Raw genomic sequence first — 21,571 nt, 5'->3', positions numbered from 1 at the left:
AGATACAAAATCTTATCCATGAATGGTTTCTTTTTTCCCCAAATCTTTCATGATGTCTGCTTCAAAATCAAGGAGTTGCTGCCATTTTTCATCTACTTCTTTTCGGTCTCCATATTGTCTAGCAAAACCTAAGAACATGGTGTAGTGGTTTGCTTCGCTAACCATTAATTTTCTATAAAACTCAGCAAGTTCTTTGTCTTCTAATTCTTCTGAAAGCAATCTAAAACGTTCACAACTTCTAGCTTCAATTAAAGCAGCATATAGCAGTCTATGTACTAATTGAGTGGTTCTACTGCCTCCTTTGGGGAAAAATGTAATCAGTTTTAAAACATAATCGTCTTTTCTATCACGACCTAAAGTCCAGCCATTTTCTAAAATACGATCATGAACCATTTTGAAATGACTAATTTCTTCTTTAACCAAAGCAATCATTTCTTGAACAAGCTCGGTATATTCTGGAAATCCTACAATTAAAGAAATGGCAGTACTTGCAGCTTTTTGTTCGCAATAAGCATGATCGGTTAATATATCTTCAATATTCTTCTCTACAATGTTTACCCATCGTGGATCTGTTGGTAGTTTTAAGCCTAGCATCTTAACTTTGTTCTTCAATTAAATTTATTTGTTGTTGTCCATCTTGGTTAACAGACATACGATATAATTTATAAGATTTATCTAAAGGGTTGATAAACGACATATCGAGGTTTATTTCTTCAACTGTTGTTAAATCTTGATTTACCCAAACTTGTTGTAACGTGGCATTATTCCAGAATATTTCTTCTGGATTTGCAAAATCTTCAGCATTAATTGTAGCTTTTAAAATATTTTTATTGTCAGATTTAATGCTAATCTCAGATTTAAAAACACGATGATAGCTGGTTTGATTTTCAGTTGAAGCAATAAGTACAGTTTCGTTTAAAGATGTAAAATTTTTGATACGCACATTTACTTTATTTGAAATAAGCGTATCTGTAATAACCTCTGTGTATTCTCTAGGATAGATTGTAAAAGTCTCTAAATTAGCCTCTTTGTTATTAAATTCTGTAATAGCTTTATTCAATAAATCGTTTTGGGTTTTTCTGCCATCGCAGCTAACAAAAGCAATACTAATTAATAATAGTAAACAAATAAATTTTTTCATATTAATAATTTTAAAGTCTCTTATAAATCTAATCCAAAGGTTTTTTTCAACACCTCAATATTTGGGTTTTTCTCCTTTAGTTTTAAATATTTTTCCATTGGAGTAAACGCATATTGTTTTTCCATTTCTTCATTAACTTCAATAGATAGATGAAGATCGTAATTATTTAGTGACTTCTTTAAAAACATCATCAAATCGTATTGCTGACGCTCAACTTCTACTTTATTTGTTGCATTAGGAAATTCTAAATAAATGGTTGTTCCCGTTACTTTGGGAGTGTCTATAGATAAAATGGATGCTAAATTAAATTGGCCTTTAACTTCTAGTTGTTTAATAAATGTATTCCAGTAAGAAATTAATTGGTCTTCAGTAAAATCATCTTTTGGCAAATTTTCTTCATCAATTATAACTTCCATTTGTTTTATTTGATGTTCTTTTTTAGCCTTAATACTTTTTAACGATAGACCAGAAGTAGCTTTTTTTCCAGTGTTTAAGGTTATTTTTGGAGTTTCAATTTCCTTAGGAGCTATAACAGTTTTTTCTGTGTTATTAGAAGTTTGTGTCTTAGTATCTCTTACAATAGATTCCTTTTTTTCTGGAATAGAAACTGGAACAGGTGTAATGCCTTTATTGATAAAATAACTAGCTGGAATTATGAAGTTTTTGCTATTTTTTTTTTTCTCCATCAAAAGTGATAGAGGCAAGCTGCATAAGGCATAATTCAACAAGTAACCGTTGATTTTTGCTGGATTTAAACTTTAAATCACAATCGTTTGCCAGTTCTATTCCTTGTAGTAGAAATGGCTGAGAAGCTTTTTTAGATTGGATAAGATATTTTTCCTTTGTTTCTTCTCCAACTTCTAGTAATTCTATAGTTTCAGAATTCTTACAAACTAATAAATCTCTAAAATGTGAGGCTAAACCAGCAATGTAATGATGGCCATCGAATCCTTTTGATAATATATTATTAAACTGAATTAATAAACTTGGAATATTGTTTTCTAGAATGTAATCTGTACTTGTAAAATATGTTTCGTAATCAAGTACGTTTAAGTTTTCGGTTACTGCTTGTCTGGTTAAATTTTTTCCAGAAAAACTAACTACACGATCAAATATGGAAAGTGCATCACGCATGGCTCCATCTGCTTTTTGGGCAATAATATGTAGTGCATCGTCTTCTGCAGTAATACCCTGTTCTTTAGCTATATATTTTAAATATTCTTTGGCATCTTTTACAGAAATTCTTTTAAAATCAAAAATCTGACAACGAGATAGAATAGTTGGAATAATCTTATGTTTTTCAGTAGTTGCAAGAATAAAAATGCAATGTTTTGGTGGTTCTTCTAATGTTTTTAGAAAAGCATTAAAAGCAGCTTGAGAAAGCATATGTACCTCGTCAATAATATACACTTTGTATTTTCCAACTTGTGGAGGTATGCGAACTTGATCTGTTAATTCTCTAATTTGATCGACTCCATTGTTGGAAGCTGCATCTAATTCAAAGATATTAAAGGCAAAATCCTCATCTTCTTTTTCTGTACCATCACTATTAATCATTTTTGCCAAAATACGAGCACATGTCGTTTTACCAACACCACGAGGACCAGTAAAAAGTAGGGCTTGTGCTAAATGATTATTTTCAATAGCATTTAGTAACGTATTTGTAATAGCTTGCTGACCCACAACATCCTTAAATGTTTGGGGTCTATATTTACGTGCAGATACTACAAAGTGTTCCATACAACAAAGTTAAAAATTCAATTCAAATTTTTGAATTCTGGATTCAGTATTTAATAGTATTTATTAACAATTTATGTACTTTTGCAATAAGTAGATTGTCTTATCGCTGTTCGTTTAGTCGAATGGAGGAAAGTCCGAACACCATAGTGCAACATAGTGGTTAATGGCCACCAGTCGTGAGGCTAGGAAAAGTGCAACAGAAAGTATGTACAGGTAATGCTGTAGTGAAATCAGGTAAACTCTATGTGGTGCAATGTCATGTAAACCAACGTTTGAAGGCTGCACGCTTGATGTTGGAGGGTAGACAGCTAAAGTGTATTGGTAACAGTACACTCAGATAAATGATAAGGACTCTTTTAGAGTACAGAATTCGGCTTATAGATTTGCTTACATATTAAAAACCCTTCAAATTTTTGAGGGGTTTTATATTAAAATTATTTTATTTTTATAAAATGAAATTATACCTGCTTATATCAGTTTTCTTTTTTACATTTTTAACTTTCGCTCAAGATGAAGGCAAAAAAGCCTATATGTTTGATGAAAACGGAAATGCTATTGGTCAAAAAGAATTCTTTAGTAAATTAAATTCTGAAACCTATTATAAAAGGGCAGTTGTTAATGATACAGCTGTTTTAGCAAGACTATATGTAAGAATTTTTGAAGGACAATTGGATAAGCCCTCTTATACCAATTTTATGTCCTTTTTAGAAAAAACCATAAAAACTAAAGTTGACACAACTAAAACATTGGTTATTTACTTTTTTTATGAAAGTGATAAGCGATTAGCAAAACATTATGCGAATACCAAAAGATTAATAGAGCTCAACAACAATCCAGCTGTTGAAACTTTTTATATGACCGAAAAAGGGTTTCAATTTAAAAACAGGAAACATATTTTCTATGAAGATTCATTAGATGTAGTAAAACAAACATTTTTTATTCCAAATGTATGTTGTGGTAGTGCTGTGGTTCTAAAACCAAATGGTAATTATTATAAAGAATTAGGAGAGTTTAATTCTTATAAACTACCTGAGAAAGCCTTGATGGATTGGTAGTTTTTATTAAATATGCCCTTATTTTTATAAGGGCATATTTTAATTAAAGCTTTGAGAAATTTATTCTTTTGGAGAATAACTTAAATCCGGTCTTACTCTTCCTTCTATTTTTTCATAATCACTAGTAAGTTTAATAACTTCATAAAATACGGCTTGGCCTTCTGGTCCAAAAGCAGCATCATTTTCTTGTCCACTTTTTGCTAAATCCATTTGGTCTTCAGCAGCAATCGAAACCATATAATAGCCTTGTTCGCTACCAAAACCACTATGATACATGTTGTAACCGTTTTTAATGCCTTTAGATTCAAAAAGTTCTTTTACACTTTCCATAGCATCACCTAATGCTTTACTGTTCTTTGGTGAATAATACATAATGTGATATTCTCTATAATTTTTTCCGTCTGTAGAATAGCCTTCTGGCATATAAGATAACTCTGGAATATGATGAATAACAGCATCAGAATGAGAGTCATAGCATTCATTCATCCTTTCAAATAATTTTCCAGCTGCTTCTTTTCCCATTTTTTCAAAAAGATCAGCCATAGGATTTTTATCTAAGTCTGCCATATTGCTAATTGGCGAAGCATAAATATAGCGTCCATCTATTAAGTTTATAGCTGTCCAGCTAGTACCTTTTACGTTATGCTTTACTAAATTTTCGTTGAGTTCTTTAATTATTCCTTCATATTCCATAATCTTGTCGAAGTTTACATTGTCTGTATGGGTTGTAAACATGGTTGGTTGGCTGTCTTGTGCTGTAACATTAAAAAATGCAAATAAGACAAATACATAGAAAAATAATCCACTTTTAATAGTTTTCATAATAATTGGTTTTGGTTAATATAATTGTTGAATTAATTTATAAATTAACCATGCATAAAAAGGTATTATAGAAAAGGGGTAATAGTAGAAAGCAAAAATTAGAGGCTTAACTCTTTAGGGAAGAGGTTACTAAAGTAATGAAAAAAAATCGAATTATATAGTGTTCTTATACATTATAATTCGAAAAACGAAAACATATTACCTCCATAACCTTTAGAATGGCTATAATTTTCAAGATTAGATAAGTCTGTGTGTTTAGAGTGCTCAACAATCAAAACACCATCTTCTTCTAATAAATTATTTTGAAAAACTAATTCTGGTATTTTAGAAAAATCTTCTATAGAAAACCCATAAGGAGGATCGGCAAAAATAATGGTTGCTTTTAGTATATTTTTTTCAAGAAATTTAAACACATCGCTTTTTATAGTTTGTATAGACATGCCAAAGCTAGTAGCAGTTTCGTTTATAAATTTAATACAGCCATAGTCTTGATCGACACTTGTAATATTTTTTGTGCCTCTTGAAGCAAACTCATAACTTATGTTTCCAGTTCCTGCAAAAAGATCTAGTACAGAAATTTCATCGAAATAATACTGATTGTTTAAAATATTAAACAAAGCCTCTTTAGCCATGTCTGTTGTAGGCCGAACAGGTAATTTTTTTGGAGCAGTAATTCGTCTGCCTTTAAATTGTCCAGAAACTATGCGCATTAGAAACTTTGTGTTAGTACAAAATCTGAATAATTAGATTTTGGATTATTAGTGTAATTGTAAGAATCTGTTCTAGCTCCAAAACTTATGTGTCTAATATATTTATAAGCTATTGTATATAATTCTGAGTCTTTATCAACATCGCCTAAAAGTATTAGTTTAATCTTTTCTGGATTTAACTTTAGTTGCTCTAAAGTAAATAAGATGTAATAAATAAAATCTTCCTTGCTTGAATAATCAAATGTATTGTAAAGTATTAATTTCCCTTTGTCTGTGACTACTAGTTCAAAATGTTCTTTGTTTATATGCACATATAGTTTAGCATCTTCAGCATGTTTTTCAATTTGGAGTATTTTTTCAATTAAAATAGAAGAAAAATGATTGTAAGTAAAACTACCAAACGTTTCAAATATATAGTTATTTATATTTACATAAGGTACATACACAGTTACGCTATCATTTATCTCTAAAGAATCGAAAGCAATAAAATCTGATTTTAGAATTTTTGAATTAAACTTTAAATAGTCTGCAAGAAGGTCTTCATTAAATAAAGATTTTGGAACTATGGTGGCTAATTCGTTTATATAAATAACATGAATATTTGCAAAATCTTGCTGTAACTCTATTTCAGTATTAAAAAGGTGTTTTAAAAGATCTAAGGCATCAAAAGGATTAAGTTTTTTATTTTCCTTAAAATGCTTTAAATAAGTTATGGTATTTGTATCTCTATTTAAGATACAAAAAGAAAGTCCATTCAAACTTATTTGAATGGACAAATCTATATGAGTTGAAATATTTTTGGTTTTATTCGCTATCTCCATAAGTTTTTGGCCAATTCCCATTGGTTTTAACTTCGTCCATAGAACCTACTCTTAGAGCATCTCCATTAACACCATCAACAGCAATAACTTGATTTTCTTGAGCAATTAAATCTTTATTTTGATCGTGTAAAATAACTTTTTTCTTAACACTTGCTTCAAAAACTGGAATTTGCATTTCGTTTTGTTCTAATAAGCCAGCTTTCATTTCAAATTGAGCATCTGTATTAGGAACATTCATCATGGTTCTATATCTATCTGAATTCTTAAATAAAGAATCTTTAACAGATTTAAATCCTAGCGTATCAATAATTGTAATTTCTTTAGTAGTTTCAACACCACCATAACGTTTTGTTAATTCTTCATCTATAATAGTGGAATCTCTACGTTGCGTAATAGTATATTGTGCAGTGTCTAAGAATTTAACTAAATTATCGAAATTAGGAGCAAACTTACCAGTAACTTGTTGGTGCGCTAATTGTGCATCTCTAATGTCAATTAAATTTTCTATAACTGCTTTGTAACGATTATTCTTTATTTTGTTAAATTGAATAGGTTCATAAACAGACATAAACGTCTGGTATCCTAAAAAGAAAATTAAAACCCATAGTGCAATAGTTAATACAGGTTTCATTTTAGAAGGAATAAATTTGTCAATTAGCCATACTAAACCAATTGTAACTAGTATTACAGCAACAGCTATAAGAATTATTTTAAACATAGTGTTAGTTATTAAATTTAATTAAGGTACAACGCAAATCTACAATTTTTTTTTAATCGTAAAAACCAAAGTAGGTAAAAATCATTGCTATCTTTGATGAAATATTAAAATTTAACACGTTTCATGAGTCCTTCGGAATTTTATTTTCTTATAAAACAGCAGTTTCCATTTAATCCTACAACAAAGCAAGATATTGTTTTATTACAATTATCTGAATTTATTTTTAGCAATGTACCAAACGACTTGTATTTGCTTAAAGGTTATGCTGGAACAGGAAAAACAACCATTATTGGTACTATAGTATCTAATCTCTGGAAGGCAAAAAAGAGTGCTGTATTAATGGCTCCAACTGGACGTGCAGCAAAAGTAATCTCAAATTATTCAGGAAAAGAAGCGTTTACAATTCATAAAAAAATATATTTTCCAAAAAAAGAAAAAAGTGGCAATGTGAAATTCGTTTTACAACCTAATAAGCATAAAAACACCATTTTTATAGTAGATGAAGCCTCAATGATTCCAGATGCACCTAGCGAATCGAAATTATTCGAAAATGGTTCCCTTCTTGACGATTTAATGCAATATGTCTATTCTGGACATAAATGCAAATTGTTGCTAATAGGAGATACTGCACAACTCCCACCTGTAAAATTAGATTTAAGTCCAGCATTAGATGCTAATACACTTAGCTTGAATTACAACAAGCAGGTTATAAAAATGGAACTTGATGAAGTAGTAAGACAGGTACAAAATTCTGGAATTTTAGAGAATGCAACAAATTTAAGAGAGTCTTTATCCAATGCTTTTTTCGATACGTTTAAATTTAATTTAAAAGGCTACACAGATATTGTTAGACTTATAGATGGTCAAGAAATAATGGATGCTATTAACGATTCTTATAGTCAGTTAGGTAACGAAGAAACTGCCATAATTGTTAGAAGTAATAAGCGTGCTAATTTGTATAACGAACAAATAAGAAACAGAATACTCTTTAATGAAAACGAGTTAACGCCTGGAGATTATTTAATGGTTGTAAAGAATAATTATTTTTGGATTAAACCTACAACCGAAGCTGGTTTTATAGCTAATGGAGATATCATTGAAGTTTTAGAGATATTTAATATATTAGAATTGTATGGTTTTCGTTTTGCTGAAGTAAAAATTAGAATGGTCGATTACCCAAAAATGAGACCTTTTGAAACGGTTTTACTTCTTGATACTATTTCTGCAGAAACACCTTCGCTTACTTATGAAGATTCAAACAAATTGTATCAAGAAGTGATGAAAGATTATGAAAATGAAAGTAGTAATTATAAGAAGTTTTTAAGTGTAAAGAATAATAAACATTTTAATGCTTTACAGGTAAAGTTCTCTTATGCAATTACTTGCCATAAATCACAAGGAGGTCAGTGGAATACAGTTTTTGTGGAGCAGCCTTACTTACCCGAAGGGATAACAAAAGATTATTTACGATGGTTATATACAGCAGTAACTCGTGCCAAAGAAAAATTGTATCTTATTGGTTTTAAAGGTGAATTTTTTGAAGAATAATTTTAGAAATTAATAACCATGTCTATAGAAACCATTTTAAGTATTTTTTTGGGTATTGGTCTGGCTGCATCAGTTGGTTTTCGTGTTTTTGTGCCATTGTTTGTTTTAAGTTTAGCAGCTTATTTTCAAGTATGGGAATTAAACGAATCTTGGATATGGATAGGCAGTTTACCAGCTGTAATAGTTCTAGGAGTTGCAACAGTAGTTGAGATTTTTGCATACTATATTCCCTTTGTAGATAACCTTTTAGACACCATAGCAATACCTTTGGCAGCCATAGCTGGAACAGCTATAATGGTTTCTACTGCAATAGATTTAAGTCCAGTATTTACTTGGGCTTTAGCTATAATAGCAGGTGGAGGAACAGCTGCTGCCATAGCTGGAACAACATCTGCTACTAGATTAGCATCAACATCTACAACTGCTGGAATTGGAAACCCTGTTGTTTCAACCATAGAAACTGGTACTTCGGTTTTTTTATCTATTATTTCTATTTTTCTGCCAATAGTAGCTATTATTTTGGTTAGCATCATTTGTTTCATGATTTTTAGGATTTACAAAAAGTTTAAACCATCGAAACCTTAAAATATATTTTAAAAATCCTATTTTTGAATCTATTAAAGTTAAAATACTAAATGAAAATAATCTCCATGATACCTGCACGATATAGTGCATCAAGATTTCCAGGCAAACTTATGCAGGATTTAGAAGGGAAATCTGTTATTAGAAGAACTTATGAAGCGACTGTTAATACTAATTTGTTTGATGATGTTTTTGTGGTAACAGATAGTCAGATTATTTTCGATGAAATTACAAGTAATGGAGGAAAAGCTATAATGAGTATCAAAGAACACGAATGTGGAAGCGATAGAATTGCCGAAGCTGTAGAGTTTATGGATATTGATATTGTGGTAAATGTTCAAGGAGACGAACCTTTTACAGAAGTATCTTCTTTAGAAAAATTGATTCATGTTTTTAAAAATGATGTCAATAAAGAAATCGATTTAGCATCGTTGATGGTACATATTACAGATTGGGATGAAATTAAAAATCCAAATACTGTAAAAGTTATTGTAGATAAAAATAATTTTGCGCTTTATTTTTCACGAAGCCCAATTCCATACCCAAGAGATGAAACAGTTGATGTAAAATACTATAAACACAAGGGTGTTTATGCTTTTAGAAAAGACGCTTTGCTAGATTTTTATAGATTACCAATGCTTTCTTTGGAAGCTTCAGAAAAAATAGAATGTATTCGTTATTTAGAATACAGTAAGAAAATAAAAATGGTTGAAACTAATGTTCAAGGAGTAGAAATAGATACTCCTGAAGATTTAGAACGCGCTAAAAAACTTTGGAAGTAAATTAATTGAAAGAAGATTATAAAAATATTAAAGTCATTGGTTTTGATGCAGATGATACACTTTGGGTAAACGAAACTTATTTTCGTGATGCTGAAGTTGCTTTTGCTAAATTGTTGGCGCAATATGAAACTTTGAATAAAATTGATCAAGAGCTTTTTAAAATGGAGATGAAAAACCTGCCACTTTATGGTTATGGTGTAAAAGGTTTTATTCTATCAATGGTTGAAATGGCTTTAGAATTATCTAATAATAACGTGTCTAATAGAGCTATTCAAGCAATTTTGGATATTGGTAAAGACATGATTAATAAGCCAGTAGAATTACTAGAAGGTGTAGAAACTGTTTTAAAAACACTATCTAATAATTACCGATTAATTTTAGCAACAAAAGGAGATTTGTTAGACCAGGAACGTAAATTAGAAAAATCTGGATTAATTGATTATTTTCATCATATTGAGGTATTAAGCGATAAACAAGAATTAAATTACTCTAAATTATTAAATCGTTTAGATGTTAAACCATCAGAGTTTTTAATGATTGGAAATTCGTTAAAATCAGATATATTGCCTTTAGTAAATATTAAAGCACATGCCATACATGTCCCTTTTCACACTACTTGGACTCACGAACAGGTTGATGAGAGTGAAACAAATGGTAAAACATATAGAACGGTAAGTAGCTTATTAGATATTTTGCCATTATTTAATTAATTTTATAATTATAGTTACAATAAATACATGAGTTATAAAAATTTCCCAATGGTGTCCAAAGTCGTTTTTGGACGTGGCTGTTTTAATCAATTAGGAGATATTCTTTCGCCTAAAAGATTAAATTCGAAAGCACCATTTATTTATATTGTAGACGACGTGTTTAAAGGTAATTCTTGGTTAACATCTAGAATACCTTTGTCTTACGATGATAAAATATATTACATTTCTGCTGACCAGGAACCAAAGACTTCTCAAGTAGATGAGCTAGTTGAAGAAATTATACTAGCTTATAAAGAACGACCATCAGGAATTATTGGAATAGGAGGAGGAACCATAATGGATCTAGCTAAAGCCATTTCTATTATGCTTACTAACGATGGAGAATCTAAGGATTATCAAGGTTGGGATCTTGTTAAACACGCAGCAATTTATCATGTTGGAGTTCCAACAATTTCTGGAACTGGAGCCGAAGTTTCAAGAACAACTGTTTTAACTGGTCCAGAAAAAAAATTAGGAATTAATTCAGATTATACACCTTTCGATCAAGTAGTTTTAGATCCAGAATTAACTAAAGATGTTCCTAAAGACCAATGGTTTTATACTGGAATGGATTGCTTTATTCACTGTATTGAATCTTTAAATGGTACATTCCTTAATGCATTTAGTAAGACATATGGCGAAAAAGCTTATGAATTATGTGAAGAATTGTTTTTAGATAACAATCTGTCTGATGAAGAAGCACAAGACAAACTCATGATGGCTTCATGGCATGGAGGTATGAGTATAGCTTATTCGCAAGTTGGAGTAGCTCATGCTATGAGTTATGGTTTAGGATATTTACTTGGAACCAAACATGGAATTGGTAACTGTATTGTTTTCGATCAATTAGAGGAGTTTTATCCTGAAGGCGTAGCGCTTTTCAAAAAAATGAAAGCAAAACATGATATTAATCTACCTCAAGGATTATGTGCTAATTTATCTGATAGTGAATTAGATATCATGATAGATGTTGCTTTAAGTTTAGAACCTCTTTGGGAAAATGCCTTAGGCAAGCATTGGAGAAAAACTATTACACGCGACAAATTAAAAGAACTCTACCTTAGAATGTAATATGCAAAAACTTGCCAAATTTATTTATTTTAAACTATTAGGCTGGAAGCTGGTTGGAAATACAACTATGTCTAAAGATACTGTTAAAAAAGCTGTGGTAATAGCCCTTCCTCACACGAGTTGGCATGATTTCTATATTGGATTATTGTTAAGAAAAGTGATTGGAATTAGATCAAATTTTGTTGGTAAAAAAGAACTTTTTGTTTGGCCTTTTGGCTACTATTTTAAAGCCATTGGAGGCAAACCATTAGACAGAACGTCAGGTCAAAATAAAGTAGAAGCCATTGCAAAGCTTTTTGATGATAATGATGAGTTTAGATTGACTTTAGCGCCAGAAGGAACACGAAAGAAAGTAGACGAGTGGCGAACAGGTTTTTATTATATAGCTAAAGCTGCTAAAGTCCCAATTATCATGTTTACTCTGGATTTTAAAAATAAACAAAATAAAATATCAGAACCTTTCTATACGACTGATGATATTGAAGCTGATTTTAGATTTATGAAACAGTTTTATAAAGGTGTTGTGGGTAAAATACCTGAGTATTCATAAACTTTTGGCATAAATTTTGAATCTAAAAATATACATTAGTAAATGAAACATACAGTAAACTTTTTGTCCCTAAAAAGAAACATTTGCTAATAAAAAAAAGCTACTTGAACAAAGTAGCTTTTTAAATTTTATTATTCAAGTAGATATTAATATTCAACTTTAAATTCTTTCATTTCTTTTAAAGGTTCCAACACATTATAATCTTTCCAGAATTCAGGATCGAAAGCTTTTAGTTCTTCATAATCAATTTTTCTTTTTTCTTTGGTAGCATTGTATTCAGATTCTGTTATCTCTCTCTCACTCATTATTAAAATCTCGTTCTTTTCTTTAAAAACCCCTTCAATTTTAAAGTCGAATGCTACTTTTTCGCTACTGTTATTGTCTTTAAATTTTATTGGTCTATCCACATAAAAATACCTGTCTAACTGATCTGTCATGTAGTTTGGATAATAATAACCATCTGGATGTTTTTTATAAATTACAGACCCTTTTTTGTTCTGTTCTATGTATTTAACACCTAAAACTAATTTTAAATTTAATTTCTCTCCAACACGTCCTTTAGCAAACTTGTAATCGGCTTTTAAGATTGCAAAAGTTTGATTAGACACATAGAATGTACCTTCAAAATCTGCTGAACTTCTTCTGGGTGCATAGCTAATTACATAAACCATTTCCGAACCAATAAACGTAATGTCTTTAATTTCGTATTCGTATTTTCTAGTATCTGTAATAAAGTTTAAAATAGTTTTAGAACTAAAACCATGACTTTCTACCATATTATGAACCATTTTTCTAATAAACTTTAGAGAGTTCATAGTATCTTCCATTTTGCTGTTATCTTCATTTAGAGATACAGAATCTGACATCTTAAATAAACCTGATTTTACAGTATATACTTTGTCTTTATCTAAGTGTTTTAAAACAATTTCTTTAGCCTTTTCAGTAAGTTTCTCGACAGATTGGTTGTTGCGTTCATCCAGTAATCGAATAGCTTTATCAACTTCTAATTTGGAAGATTCTTCATCTTTAATGTTTAGTTTTCCAACAAATTCTGTGTATTGCTTGGATTTGTTATTTAATAAGGATGTTTCTAATTCGTCGAAATCTTTATTAAAGGCTTCTAGTTGTTTTTTCTTAAAACCGGTAGATTTATCTATTTCAAAATCAGCATCTTTACCAACAATATATTCTGTACGTCTACTAAAAATGTTGTATTCTACAAGATTGTTTTTATAGTTCTTTTTTAAGTTTCTATTTACATAATACATTATAGAATCTAATGTTAATGGCTTGTTGGTTAAGTAAACTTCGTATAATTCGTTTACCTGTTCAGCTAACTTATATTCTTTAGACACAAAATCTTTTAACAGATGTCCAGATTTTTCATATCCTAAACAAGAAATATAAACAGAATCTGTAGGTTTAAAACCATCTGTAGCAATAGAGAAATTACCTTCTTCGTTTGTAATAACACCATAGTTTTCACCAATTTGAATAGTTGCAAACTGAATTGGTTCATTGGCTATAGTTAGTACTTTTCCAGAGACTTGCTGTGCAAAACTAAAATAGATATAGCCAAATAAAAATAGGATGGTTAAAGACTTTTTAAGCATAAGTTTTATTTTTAAAACGATTGACTTCTTGATTTGTTACCTATAAAGATTAAAAATCCCAAACAATTTGTTTAGGACTTTTAGAAAGATTTATGAATTTATTTTTAGAAAGCCCCATCTATAACACCTAAGTTGTCATAATTGCCATGGTACAGTTTGTAAGTGCCATCTGGTTTAAAAATTATATGATTATAATCTAATTCTGAATTATTGAAAAACGTATTATAAAAAAAATTATAAGAATCAATATACACATGTTTTTCAGGATTAGGAGTAATTCCTGAATTTTTATCACCTATTAAAAAAGCTTCAATTCTGTTTGGGTTTTTCTTGATCCATCTCCAATATCTCTTGTATTTAATATCGTGCTGTAGCTTTTTATCATTTTTTTTATATAGATGAATACTAATGGCTTTATTTCTATCTATGTCCTTGCCAACAATCTTATCAATTATTAACCGAACTTGTTCGTTTTCTGTTTGAGTCAATTTATCTACAATAAAATTTTGGCTTAGAAAATGTATTGTAATTCCATCTTCTTCAATGGTTTTAGTTGGATATCCTGCTTTTAAACATTCATTGAATTTCTTTTCAGAGATATAGACTCCTTTGGCATCAGCATATTTCACATCTTTATTAGAGTCTTGTCCCAATACATTTTTAGGAACAGAACAAATAATAATAAAGAATATAATAAGTGATTTGGAGTAATTCAAGGTTGGCTGTTTTTATTTAATCTTCAGAACTTTCTTCCATAGTATGATACACATTCTGCACGTCGTCATCTTCTTCTAATTTTTCAAGAAGTTTTTCAACATCTGCAGCTTCATCTGGAGTTAATCCTTTAGTAACTTGTGGTATACGTTCAAACCCTGAAGAAAGAATCTCAATCTCACGAGATTCTAGTTCTGCTTGAATAGCTCCAAAACTTTCAAAAGGAGCATAGATTAATATGCCATCATCATCCACAAAAACTTCTTCAGCTCCAAAATCAATCAATTCTAATTCCAATTCTTCTGGATCGATACCTTCATTTGGAATTCTAAAATTACAAGTATGGTCGAACATAAAAACAACTGAACCCGAAGTGCCTAAACTACCATCGCATTTATTAAAATAACTACGCACATTGGCAACTGTTCTAGTGTTGTTATCTGTAGCAGTTTCAACTAAAACTGCAATTCCATGTGGTGCATAACCTTCAAAAATAACTTCTTTATAATCGCCTTGATTTTTATCGCTTGCTTTTTTAATGGCACGTTCCACATTGTCTTTTGGCATGTTTACAGCTTTGGCATTCTGTATCACAGCTCGCAATCTGGAATTACTTGCAGGATCTGGACCTCCTTCTTTTACTGCCATGACAATATCTTTACCAATACGAGTAAATGCTTTACTCATGGCAGACCAACGTTTCATTTTACGTGCTTTACGAAATTCAAAAGCTCTTCCCATTTAAAAAATTTTATTTTTAGTTTCCACGAAAGTGGAAATCTTATTTAATAATTTGTTTGCATCACAAATGTAAAAAAATAAGATAATTGAATGTGATTGTATGAAGAAAATTATCAATTTTTATAATTCGCTAAACCATTAGGTTAAGTGAATTACTTTAGTGCCTTATTGATGCACTTCGACTGCGCTCAGTATGACAAGTCAACTGAATATTGCAACTGCTAACGGTATGCCCTTTAGAAGCTGAATCGAAGGGGAAACACTAGAATTACTCTTGAACTTCAACAATCATTTCAATAGCTTCTGCTAACTGAAAATCTTTGTTTGTAACACCTCCAGCATCATGTGTAGATAGTGAAATGGATAGAATATTGTATACGTTTGTCCATTCTGGATGGTGGTTTAGTGATTCGCATTCGAAAGCAATTCTACTCATTGCACTAAAGCAATCTCTAAAATTATCAAATTCAAATTCTGCATGAATGGCATTCTCGTAATATTCCCAATCAGGAAAACGCAATAATTTTTTTTCTATGTCTTGTTCTGATAATTTACTCATGTTATTTGGTTTTATATATGTACTTAAATTTACACAATTATTGTGTAAAATTCAACTAAACGGACAATTCAAATAGCACTTCTTGACTTGAAAAGTGTAGATGTTTTGGTAATAAATTGTATTTCGATAAAACGGCTAGATAACGCTCATCATTAGTAGTATAGACTTGTTTAAGTGTATATTTTTCTATATTTAGTGTCTTAATAATGTCTTCTATAAATTCATCATGATGCACTAAATCATTACTACCTAAATGAAAAATTCCTTTTTTATTTCTGTTAATGATGTAATGAATTTGTTGTGTTAATTTTGAGTCTGTAGAAACATTAATAATTAAATTAGGAAAAACTTCAACAGGTTCTTTTTCGTTAAGTAACATTCTTATTTCTTGAACTCTTGGAGATTGAACCCCAAACATCATTGGCAATCTAAGGACAACTATTTGTCTCTTAGGTAAACGCATGAGCATGTTTTCAATTTTAATTTTAAAATGCCCATAAATACTATGACTTAATGTTTTGTCTGTTTCGTAACTTGGAAATTTACTGTAACCATCAAAAACGTTTGAAGAAGACAAAAAGATTAATTTACATTCTCTATGAGATTTTAAATAATCGCAAATATGAGAATGAGCAATTACTTGTGCTGAAAAATCGCCTCTTATAGAGGAAATAATGATAGTAGGTTTTACAGCTTCTAGAATTTCGAAAACATCGTCTTCTTCTACATTATATTGAAGAAAGTGTTTATTGTTTTCAAAGAGTATATTTTCTGTATTATAAGTGCCAAACGTATTGAAATAGGAGCAAAGCTCTTTGTAAATGGCATTTCCAAGAAAGCCACTTGCACCTAATATTAACACACGATGTTTATCTTCTCTTTCTTTCATATAGCTCTAAAACGGAAGATTTTGTATTAAAATATAGATTGATTAGTTTGTGTAGTAAATAGTTCGAGTGCTTGCATGCCTAGTTTAGAATTCCCTCTTTCGTTCAAGCCTGGAGACCAAACCGAAATAATAAATTTGTTTGGAAGTAAAGCCACAATACCACCACCAACACCACTTTTTCCAGGAAGACCAACTTCGAAAGCAAACTCTCCAGCTTCATCATAAAAACCACATGTAAGCATAATGGCATTAATTCGCTTAGCCTGGCTTTTTGTAAGTCTTGTTTTTTCAAATAAACAATTTCCTTTATTGGCAAACACATAAAATGCCTTTGTTAGTTGCTCGCAACTCATTTCTAGTGAACATTGATGGAAGTAAAAATCCAAAACATCAACTACGTCATTATTTAAATTATCGAAAGATTTTAAAAGGTTTGCTGCTGCATAATTGGTAAAACCAGTCTGTTTTTCAGAATTGGCCACCTTGTAGTTGTAATCAATACTTGCGTCTCCAGTTAAATCTCTAACATATGTCAAAAAATCTTCTTTTGGGTTATCTAATAAAGACACCAAAATATCTGCAATAACAATAGCTCCAGAATTTATAAATGGATTTCTAGGAATGCCTTTTTCCAGTTCTAATAAAGACATATGGTTAAACGGGTTTCCGGAAGGTTCTACATCTAATCGATTCCAGATATCTGTGCCAACTTTAGACATAGCAAAAGCCAAGCTTAAAACCTTTGAAATACTTTGAATGGAAAATTTCTTTTCAGAATCTCCAACCGAAAAGGTTTCACCAGAAATTAATTGTAAATGGATTCCAAAGCTATTTTTATCTACGTTTGCTAGTTCTGGAATGTAAGTAGCAATTTGCCCTTTGTCTTTATCCTGAATTACTTTATTATAGATGCTGTTTAAAATACTTTGATAATCAATCATACATTAACCTTTGTAAAAAGGAAGTTTTATAACTGTTGCAGGAACAGCATTTTTTCTAATTTGAATATGTATTTTACTATCTACAGCAGCAAAAACTTTAGGCACATAGCCTAAACCAATTCCAATACCTAGAGAAGGAGACATGGTTCCAGAAGTTACATAACCAATTTTCTTTCCTTGACCATCAACAATATCATAACCTTGTCTTGGTACACCACGTTCGTCTAATTTAAATGCTACTAACTTGTTTTCTAAACCACGAGCTTTTTCAGCTTCTAAAGCTTTAGAATTTGTAAATTCTTTAGTGAATTTAGTCACCCAACTTAAACCAGCTTCAAACGGAGACGTAGTATCGTCAATATCATTTCCGTATAGGCAATAACCCATTTCTAAACGTAATGTATCTCTAGCAGCAAGACCAATTGGTTTAATGCCAAAATCTGCTCCAGCTTCAAAAACTTTGTCCCAAACTTGTTTTACTTCACTGTTTTTACAATAAATTTCAAAGCCACCACTTCCAGTATAGCCTGTTGCAGAAATAATAACATGTTCAATACCAGCAAAATCTCCTACTATAAAATTATAAAAGTCTATTTGAGATAAATCATGACTGGTTAAACTCTGCATAGCTTCTACTGCTTTTGGACCTTGAATAGCGAGTAGTGAATAATCTTCACTTAAATCTTTCATTTGGGCTCCAACATCATTTTTAGATGAAATCCAATTCCAATCTTTCTCAATATTGCTAGCATTTACTACTAATAAATACTGATTTTCTTCAATTCGATAGATAATTAAATCGTCCACAATACCACCATCTTCATTTGGTAAATAACTGTATTGCGCTTTTCCAATAGTCAATTTCGAAGCATCGTTACTAGAAACTTTCTGAATTAATTCAAGTGCATGTGGTCCTTCAATTAAAAATTCTCCCATATGCGAAACATCAAAAACACCAACAGCATTTCTAACGGTTTCATGTTCTATGTTTACACCTTCGTATTGAACTGGCATGTTATAGCCAGCAAAAGGAACCATTTTTGCTCCTAGAGCTTCGTGTGTGGATGATAATGCAGTGTTTTTCATATTTATGGTCTTTCAAATTTTGATAGACAAAAGTATTGAAAATTATCTGTTTCTTTTAAGAAGTAGGTTGATTAAAAATTTGTTAAATTTTCAAGATAGGCCTTAAAACAAGTGACAAACATTTATTTTAGTTAAATCAAACAAAAACACTAACATGAAACTACAACTAACCACAATTTGTCTTTTTTTATTTTCTGCACTTATTTTAGCGCAAGATGGTATTCCAACCGATTATTTAGATTCAGAATTTCATAAGAGCAGAAGAGACGCTTTTAGAGAAAAAATGCCAGAAAATAGTATTGCTGTTTTGTTTACAAATCCAGTGAGAAATAGAGCAAATGATGTAGATTATATTTATCATCAAGACCCAAATTTCTATTATTTAACAGGTTATAAAGAGCCAAATGGTGTTTTAGTTATTTTTTCTGAAGAACAAGTAAATGATGCTGGAATAAATTATAACGAAATTATTTATGTACAAGAAAAGGATCCTAGAGCAGAACAATGGAATGGAACTCGTTTAGGAACAGAAGGAGCAAAAGAAAAATTAGGATTTCAGGCTGCTTATAATGGAAGTGATTTTAGTAATTCTGGAATAGATTATGCTTCGTTTGATAAAGTGATGTTTATTAATTTCGAAAACGATTATAGAGACTCTAAAAGAAATCAGGCAGATTTATATAGTTTGATTGAAACTTTTAAAACTCAAGCAAATTATAGCGAAGTTGCTATTCCAGACCCAATAAAAGAACGAGCTTACGAAATGATTAAGGCTACTGAAATTGAAAACAGTGCTAATGTGGCTCAAAACTTAGGTCGTGCTTTAGAATATTATCCAGATTTAAAAGATGATAAAATTATTGAGGCTTATGTAAATGCAACTGATGATAATACACGTATAGAATTAAAACAACAAGTTATTAAAATAGAGAGCGAAACACCTAAAAGTAATTTAGATACACAATCTTTATCGACCATTATGGGAGGATTACGCCAAATAAAAACGGAAGAAGAAATGGTGTTGCTTACTAAAGCCATTCGTATTTCTGCTATGGGACAACGTGAAATAATGAAAGCCATGCATCCTGGGATGTCAGAAACTGAAGTTCAAGGTGTACATGAGTATGTTTATAAAAAATATGGTAGCGAGTATGAAGGCTATCCAAGTATTGTTGGAGCTGGAAATAACGGTTGTGTGCTACATTATATTGAAAATAATAAAATGAAAGTGGAAAACGATTTAGTGTTAATGGATTTAGGTGCAGAATATCATGGTTATACAGCAGATGTTACTAGAACCATTCCTGCAAATGGTAAGTTTACAAAAGAGCAAAAAATAATATATGATATTGTTTATCAATCTCAAGAAGCTGGTATTGCAGCTGCTACAGTTGGGAACGCATATTCTGCTACAGATGCTGCATGTAGAAAAGTAATTACTGACAGTTTAATTGAGCTTGGTTTAATAAAAAGCAATGAGGAATCATGGAAATACTTTCCCCATGGAACATCGCATTATTTAGGGCTAGATGTGCATGACGCTGGACTTTATGGTGCTTTTGAACCAAATATGGTAATTACTGTGGAACCAGGAATTTATATTCCTGAAGGAAGCGATTGTGATGAGAAATGGTGGGGAATTGCAGTTAGAATTGAAGACGATATTCTAATTACTGAAAATGGACCAATAAACCTTTCTGCTGAAGCACCACGTAAATCTGAAGAAATAGAAAAACTCATGAAAGAAAAAAGTGCTTTAGACGATTTTACTTTACCTAGTTTAGATTAAGTAATTAAAATTGTCTATAAATAGGTTTATGGTTTTAAATTCATGAAAAAATATTCAACTTTAGGAGAGTTACTTATGGAGTATAGGCGAATCAATATGATGTCTCAAATTGATTTAGCAACTTTGTTTGATGTAGATATACGAACTATTTTAAGATGGGAAAAAAATGAAACTCTTTTAAAACCAGAAAAAGAGAAACTGTTAGCAGACATCACTTTTATTCCATATCAAGTAATTAGAAACTTAAATGCTCCTGTTGCTATACCTACTTATTACGATTTTGATCTTAGAAAATATTCTCTTTCTTCAATCTCTAAAGACCTACCAGATGCAGATTGGATTAAGGATAAAATTGATAAAACTACAGATAGAATTAGAAGTATAAATACAGATGTAGATATTGATTATATCATTCGGTTTACAAATCTTCAGAATAATAATCAAAAAGCAACTTCTAAAGAGTTAATTAGAGCTGCAAGCAACATGTTGCCAGAGCTTAATATTATTGTGTCTGACACTTCTGGAAATTATGCTGGGCATTGTGTTTATTTACCTCTAAGTCTCGAAACTTATGAAAAAATAAAAAGACGTGAGATTAAAGAAAAACAATTAAATGTTGGTGATTTAGTAAATTATAAACACCAAAAAACACCCGTTTTTTATTGCCATAGTATAACTGCAGATTGTAACGAAAACTTTTTTTTTATAATTGGAGCAGTACTTAAGTTTTTTCGAGACACTCCATTGAAAAACTATATTTATGCCTTATTGACCTCACGTTATGACTCTTATGACATGAGTAAGCAATTAGGCGTAAAATTGATTTGGGAAGATAAAGAGGCAAAAGAAAAGCAGAAAATGATTGCAGCTCCAAGGCTGTATGAAGGGAATTTTTATAACTTCTTAAAATAAAATATTCTGTTTTTTTATAACATTGCTTTGTTGTACGC

At 30.6% G+C, this 21,571-nt stretch carries 22 protein-coding genes, 1 other RNA gene and 1 pseudogene; 10 read left to right on the top strand and 14 right to left on the bottom strand.

From position 1 onward, the window contains the following. Positions 1-12 precede the first annotated feature (12 nt). The 3 genes and pseudogenes from miaE to dnaX form a co-directional block, all read right to left on the bottom strand. Complete coding sequence (miaE, locus tag LX78_RS14335; protein ID WP_109683466.1) at positions 13-594, bottom strand: tRNA-(ms[2]io[6]A)-hydroxylase; 582 nt, start codon at positions 592-594, stop codon at positions 13-15. Between the two features lies 1 nt (position 595). Beyond that, positions 596-1,141 (bottom strand): hypothetical protein, encoded by a 546-nt coding sequence (locus LX78_RS14330; RefSeq protein ID WP_109683465.1) that lies wholly within the window; start codon positions 1,139-1,141, stop codon positions 596-598. Between the two features lie 20 nt (positions 1,142-1,161). Beyond that, positions 1,162-2,881, bottom strand: a pseudogene (gene dnaX / locus LX78_RS14325) (DNA polymerase III subunit gamma/tau). Between the two features lie 87 nt (positions 2,882-2,968). Between dnaX and rnpB the strand changes: the two are divergent. Both rnpB and LX78_RS14315 read left to right on the top strand, forming a co-directional pair. After that, positions 2,969-3,275, top strand: an RNA gene (gene rnpB / locus LX78_RS14320) — RNase P RNA component class A. A gap of 58 nt (positions 3,276-3,333) precedes the next feature. Then, positions 3,334-3,936 carry a hypothetical protein gene (locus LX78_RS14315; protein WP_109683464.1) on the top strand — a complete coding sequence of 201 codons (603 nt, stop codon included), beginning with the start codon at positions 3,334-3,336 and terminating at the stop codon, positions 3,934-3,936. A gap of 60 nt (positions 3,937-3,996) precedes the next feature. Here LX78_RS14315 and LX78_RS14310 read toward each other — a convergent pair whose 3' ends face one another. The 4 genes from LX78_RS14310 to LX78_RS14295 form a co-directional block, all read right to left on the bottom strand. After that, positions 3,997-4,758, bottom strand: a complete 762-nt coding sequence (locus tag LX78_RS14310) for a hypothetical protein (protein WP_109683463.1) — start codon at positions 4,756-4,758, stop codon at positions 3,997-3,999. 173 nt (positions 4,759-4,931) lie between these two features. Next, positions 4,932-5,468 carry an RsmD family RNA methyltransferase gene (locus LX78_RS14305; RefSeq protein WP_109683462.1) on the bottom strand — a complete coding sequence of 179 codons (537 nt, stop codon included), beginning with the start codon at positions 5,466-5,468 and terminating at the stop codon, positions 4,932-4,934. Beyond that, the gene (locus LX78_RS14300) at positions 5,468-6,310 is read right to left on the bottom strand and encodes a DUF3822 family protein (protein WP_245881549.1); all 843 of its coding nucleotides are present in this window, start codon (positions 6,308-6,310) and stop codon (positions 5,468-5,470) included. The genes LX78_RS14305 and LX78_RS14300 overlap by 1 nt, the downstream gene beginning before the upstream one ends. Next, positions 6,273-7,007 (bottom strand): hypothetical protein, encoded by a 735-nt coding sequence (locus LX78_RS14295; protein ID WP_245881548.1) that lies wholly within the window; start codon positions 7,005-7,007, stop codon positions 6,273-6,275. Before LX78_RS14295 ends, LX78_RS14300 begins: the two co-directional genes overlap by 38 nt. 123 nt (positions 7,008-7,130) lie before the next feature. Between LX78_RS14295 and LX78_RS14290 the strand changes: the two genes are divergently transcribed. From LX78_RS14290 to LX78_RS14265, 6 genes are read left to right on the top strand one after another with little or no spacing between them, the layout of a single operon-like run. Next, positions 7,131-8,555, top strand: coding sequence for an ATP-dependent DNA helicase (locus LX78_RS14290; protein WP_109683461.1), 1,425 nt, complete (start codon positions 7,131-7,133; stop codon positions 8,553-8,555). Positions 8,556-8,573: 18 nt separating this feature from the next. Then, positions 8,574-9,140, top strand: a complete 567-nt coding sequence (locus tag LX78_RS14285) for a DUF4126 domain-containing protein (RefSeq protein WP_109683460.1) — start codon at positions 8,574-8,576, stop codon at positions 9,138-9,140. A 50-nt stretch (positions 9,141-9,190) separates the two neighbouring features. Next, positions 9,191-9,919, top strand: coding sequence for a 3-deoxy-manno-octulosonate cytidylyltransferase (gene kdsB / locus LX78_RS14280; RefSeq protein WP_109683459.1), 729 nt, complete (start codon positions 9,191-9,193; stop codon positions 9,917-9,919). A gap of 5 nt (positions 9,920-9,924) precedes the next feature. Next, entirely contained in the window at positions 9,925-10,629 is a 705-nt protein-coding gene (locus tag LX78_RS14275; RefSeq protein ID WP_109683458.1) for an HAD family hydrolase, read from the top strand. Between the two features lie 27 nt (positions 10,630-10,656). Continuing rightward, the gene (locus tag LX78_RS14270) at positions 10,657-11,739 is read left to right on the top strand and encodes an iron-containing alcohol dehydrogenase family protein (protein WP_245881547.1); all 1,083 of its coding nucleotides are present in this window, start codon (positions 10,657-10,659) and stop codon (positions 11,737-11,739) included. 1 nt (position 11,740) lies between these two features. Further along, on the top strand, positions 11,741-12,289 hold the full coding sequence (locus LX78_RS14265) for a 1-acyl-sn-glycerol-3-phosphate acyltransferase (RefSeq protein ID WP_109683457.1): 549 nt from the start codon (positions 11,741-11,743) through the stop codon (positions 12,287-12,289). A 146-nt stretch (positions 12,290-12,435) separates the two neighbouring features. Here the strand turns inward: LX78_RS14265 and LX78_RS14260 are convergent, their stop codons facing one another. From LX78_RS14260 to gcvT, 7 genes are all read right to left on the bottom strand, one after another. Next, positions 12,436-13,902, bottom strand: coding sequence for a peptidase associated/transthyretin-like domain-containing protein (locus LX78_RS14260; protein WP_109683456.1), 1,467 nt, complete (start codon positions 13,900-13,902; stop codon positions 12,436-12,438). Positions 13,903-14,006: 104 nt separating this feature from the next. Continuing rightward, positions 14,007-14,618, bottom strand: a complete 612-nt coding sequence (locus LX78_RS14255; RefSeq protein WP_146192594.1) for a hypothetical protein — start codon at positions 14,616-14,618, stop codon at positions 14,007-14,009. A gap of 16 nt (positions 14,619-14,634) precedes the next feature. Beyond that, positions 14,635-15,357 (bottom strand): YebC/PmpR family DNA-binding transcriptional regulator, encoded by a 723-nt coding sequence (locus tag LX78_RS14250; RefSeq protein WP_109683454.1) that lies wholly within the window; start codon positions 15,355-15,357, stop codon positions 14,635-14,637. A gap of 268 nt (positions 15,358-15,625) precedes the next feature. Beyond that, positions 15,626-15,916, bottom strand: a complete 291-nt coding sequence (locus LX78_RS14245) for a 4a-hydroxytetrahydrobiopterin dehydratase (RefSeq protein ID WP_109683453.1) — start codon at positions 15,914-15,916, stop codon at positions 15,626-15,628. Positions 15,917-15,971: 55 nt separating this feature from the next. Continuing rightward, positions 15,972-16,805, bottom strand: a complete 834-nt coding sequence (locus LX78_RS14240) for a sugar nucleotide-binding protein (RefSeq protein WP_109683452.1) — start codon at positions 16,803-16,805, stop codon at positions 15,972-15,974. Between the two features lie 26 nt (positions 16,806-16,831). After that, on the bottom strand, positions 16,832-17,746 hold the full coding sequence (locus tag LX78_RS14235; RefSeq protein ID WP_109683451.1) for a glutaminase: 915 nt from the start codon (positions 17,744-17,746) through the stop codon (positions 16,832-16,834). 3 nt (positions 17,747-17,749) lie between these two features. After that, positions 17,750-18,832 (bottom strand): glycine cleavage system aminomethyltransferase GcvT, encoded by a 1,083-nt coding sequence (gene gcvT, locus LX78_RS14230; protein ID WP_109683450.1) that lies wholly within the window; start codon positions 18,830-18,832, stop codon positions 17,750-17,752. Between the two features lie 154 nt (positions 18,833-18,986). On the opposite strand from gcvT, the gene LX78_RS14225 reads away from it, so the two are divergent. Both LX78_RS14225 and LX78_RS14220 read left to right on the top strand, forming a co-directional pair. Then, a complete protein-coding gene (locus LX78_RS14225) occupies positions 18,987-20,621 on the top strand; it encodes an aminopeptidase P family protein (protein WP_109683449.1) in 1,635 nt (544 codons plus the stop codon). A gap of 42 nt (positions 20,622-20,663) precedes the next feature. After that, complete coding sequence (locus LX78_RS14220; RefSeq protein ID WP_146192593.1) at positions 20,664-21,533, top strand: helix-turn-helix domain-containing protein; 870 nt, start codon at positions 20,664-20,666, stop codon at positions 21,531-21,533. Positions 21,534-21,571: the final 38 nt, after the last annotated feature.

Source organism: Xanthomarina spongicola (genome assembly GCF_003148645.1).
GTDB lineage: Bacteria > Bacteroidota > Bacteroidia > Flavobacteriales > Flavobacteriaceae > Xanthomarina > Xanthomarina spongicola.
Note: the sequence above shows the minus strand (reverse complement) of the source record. Positions and strands in the feature narration are given on the sequence as shown.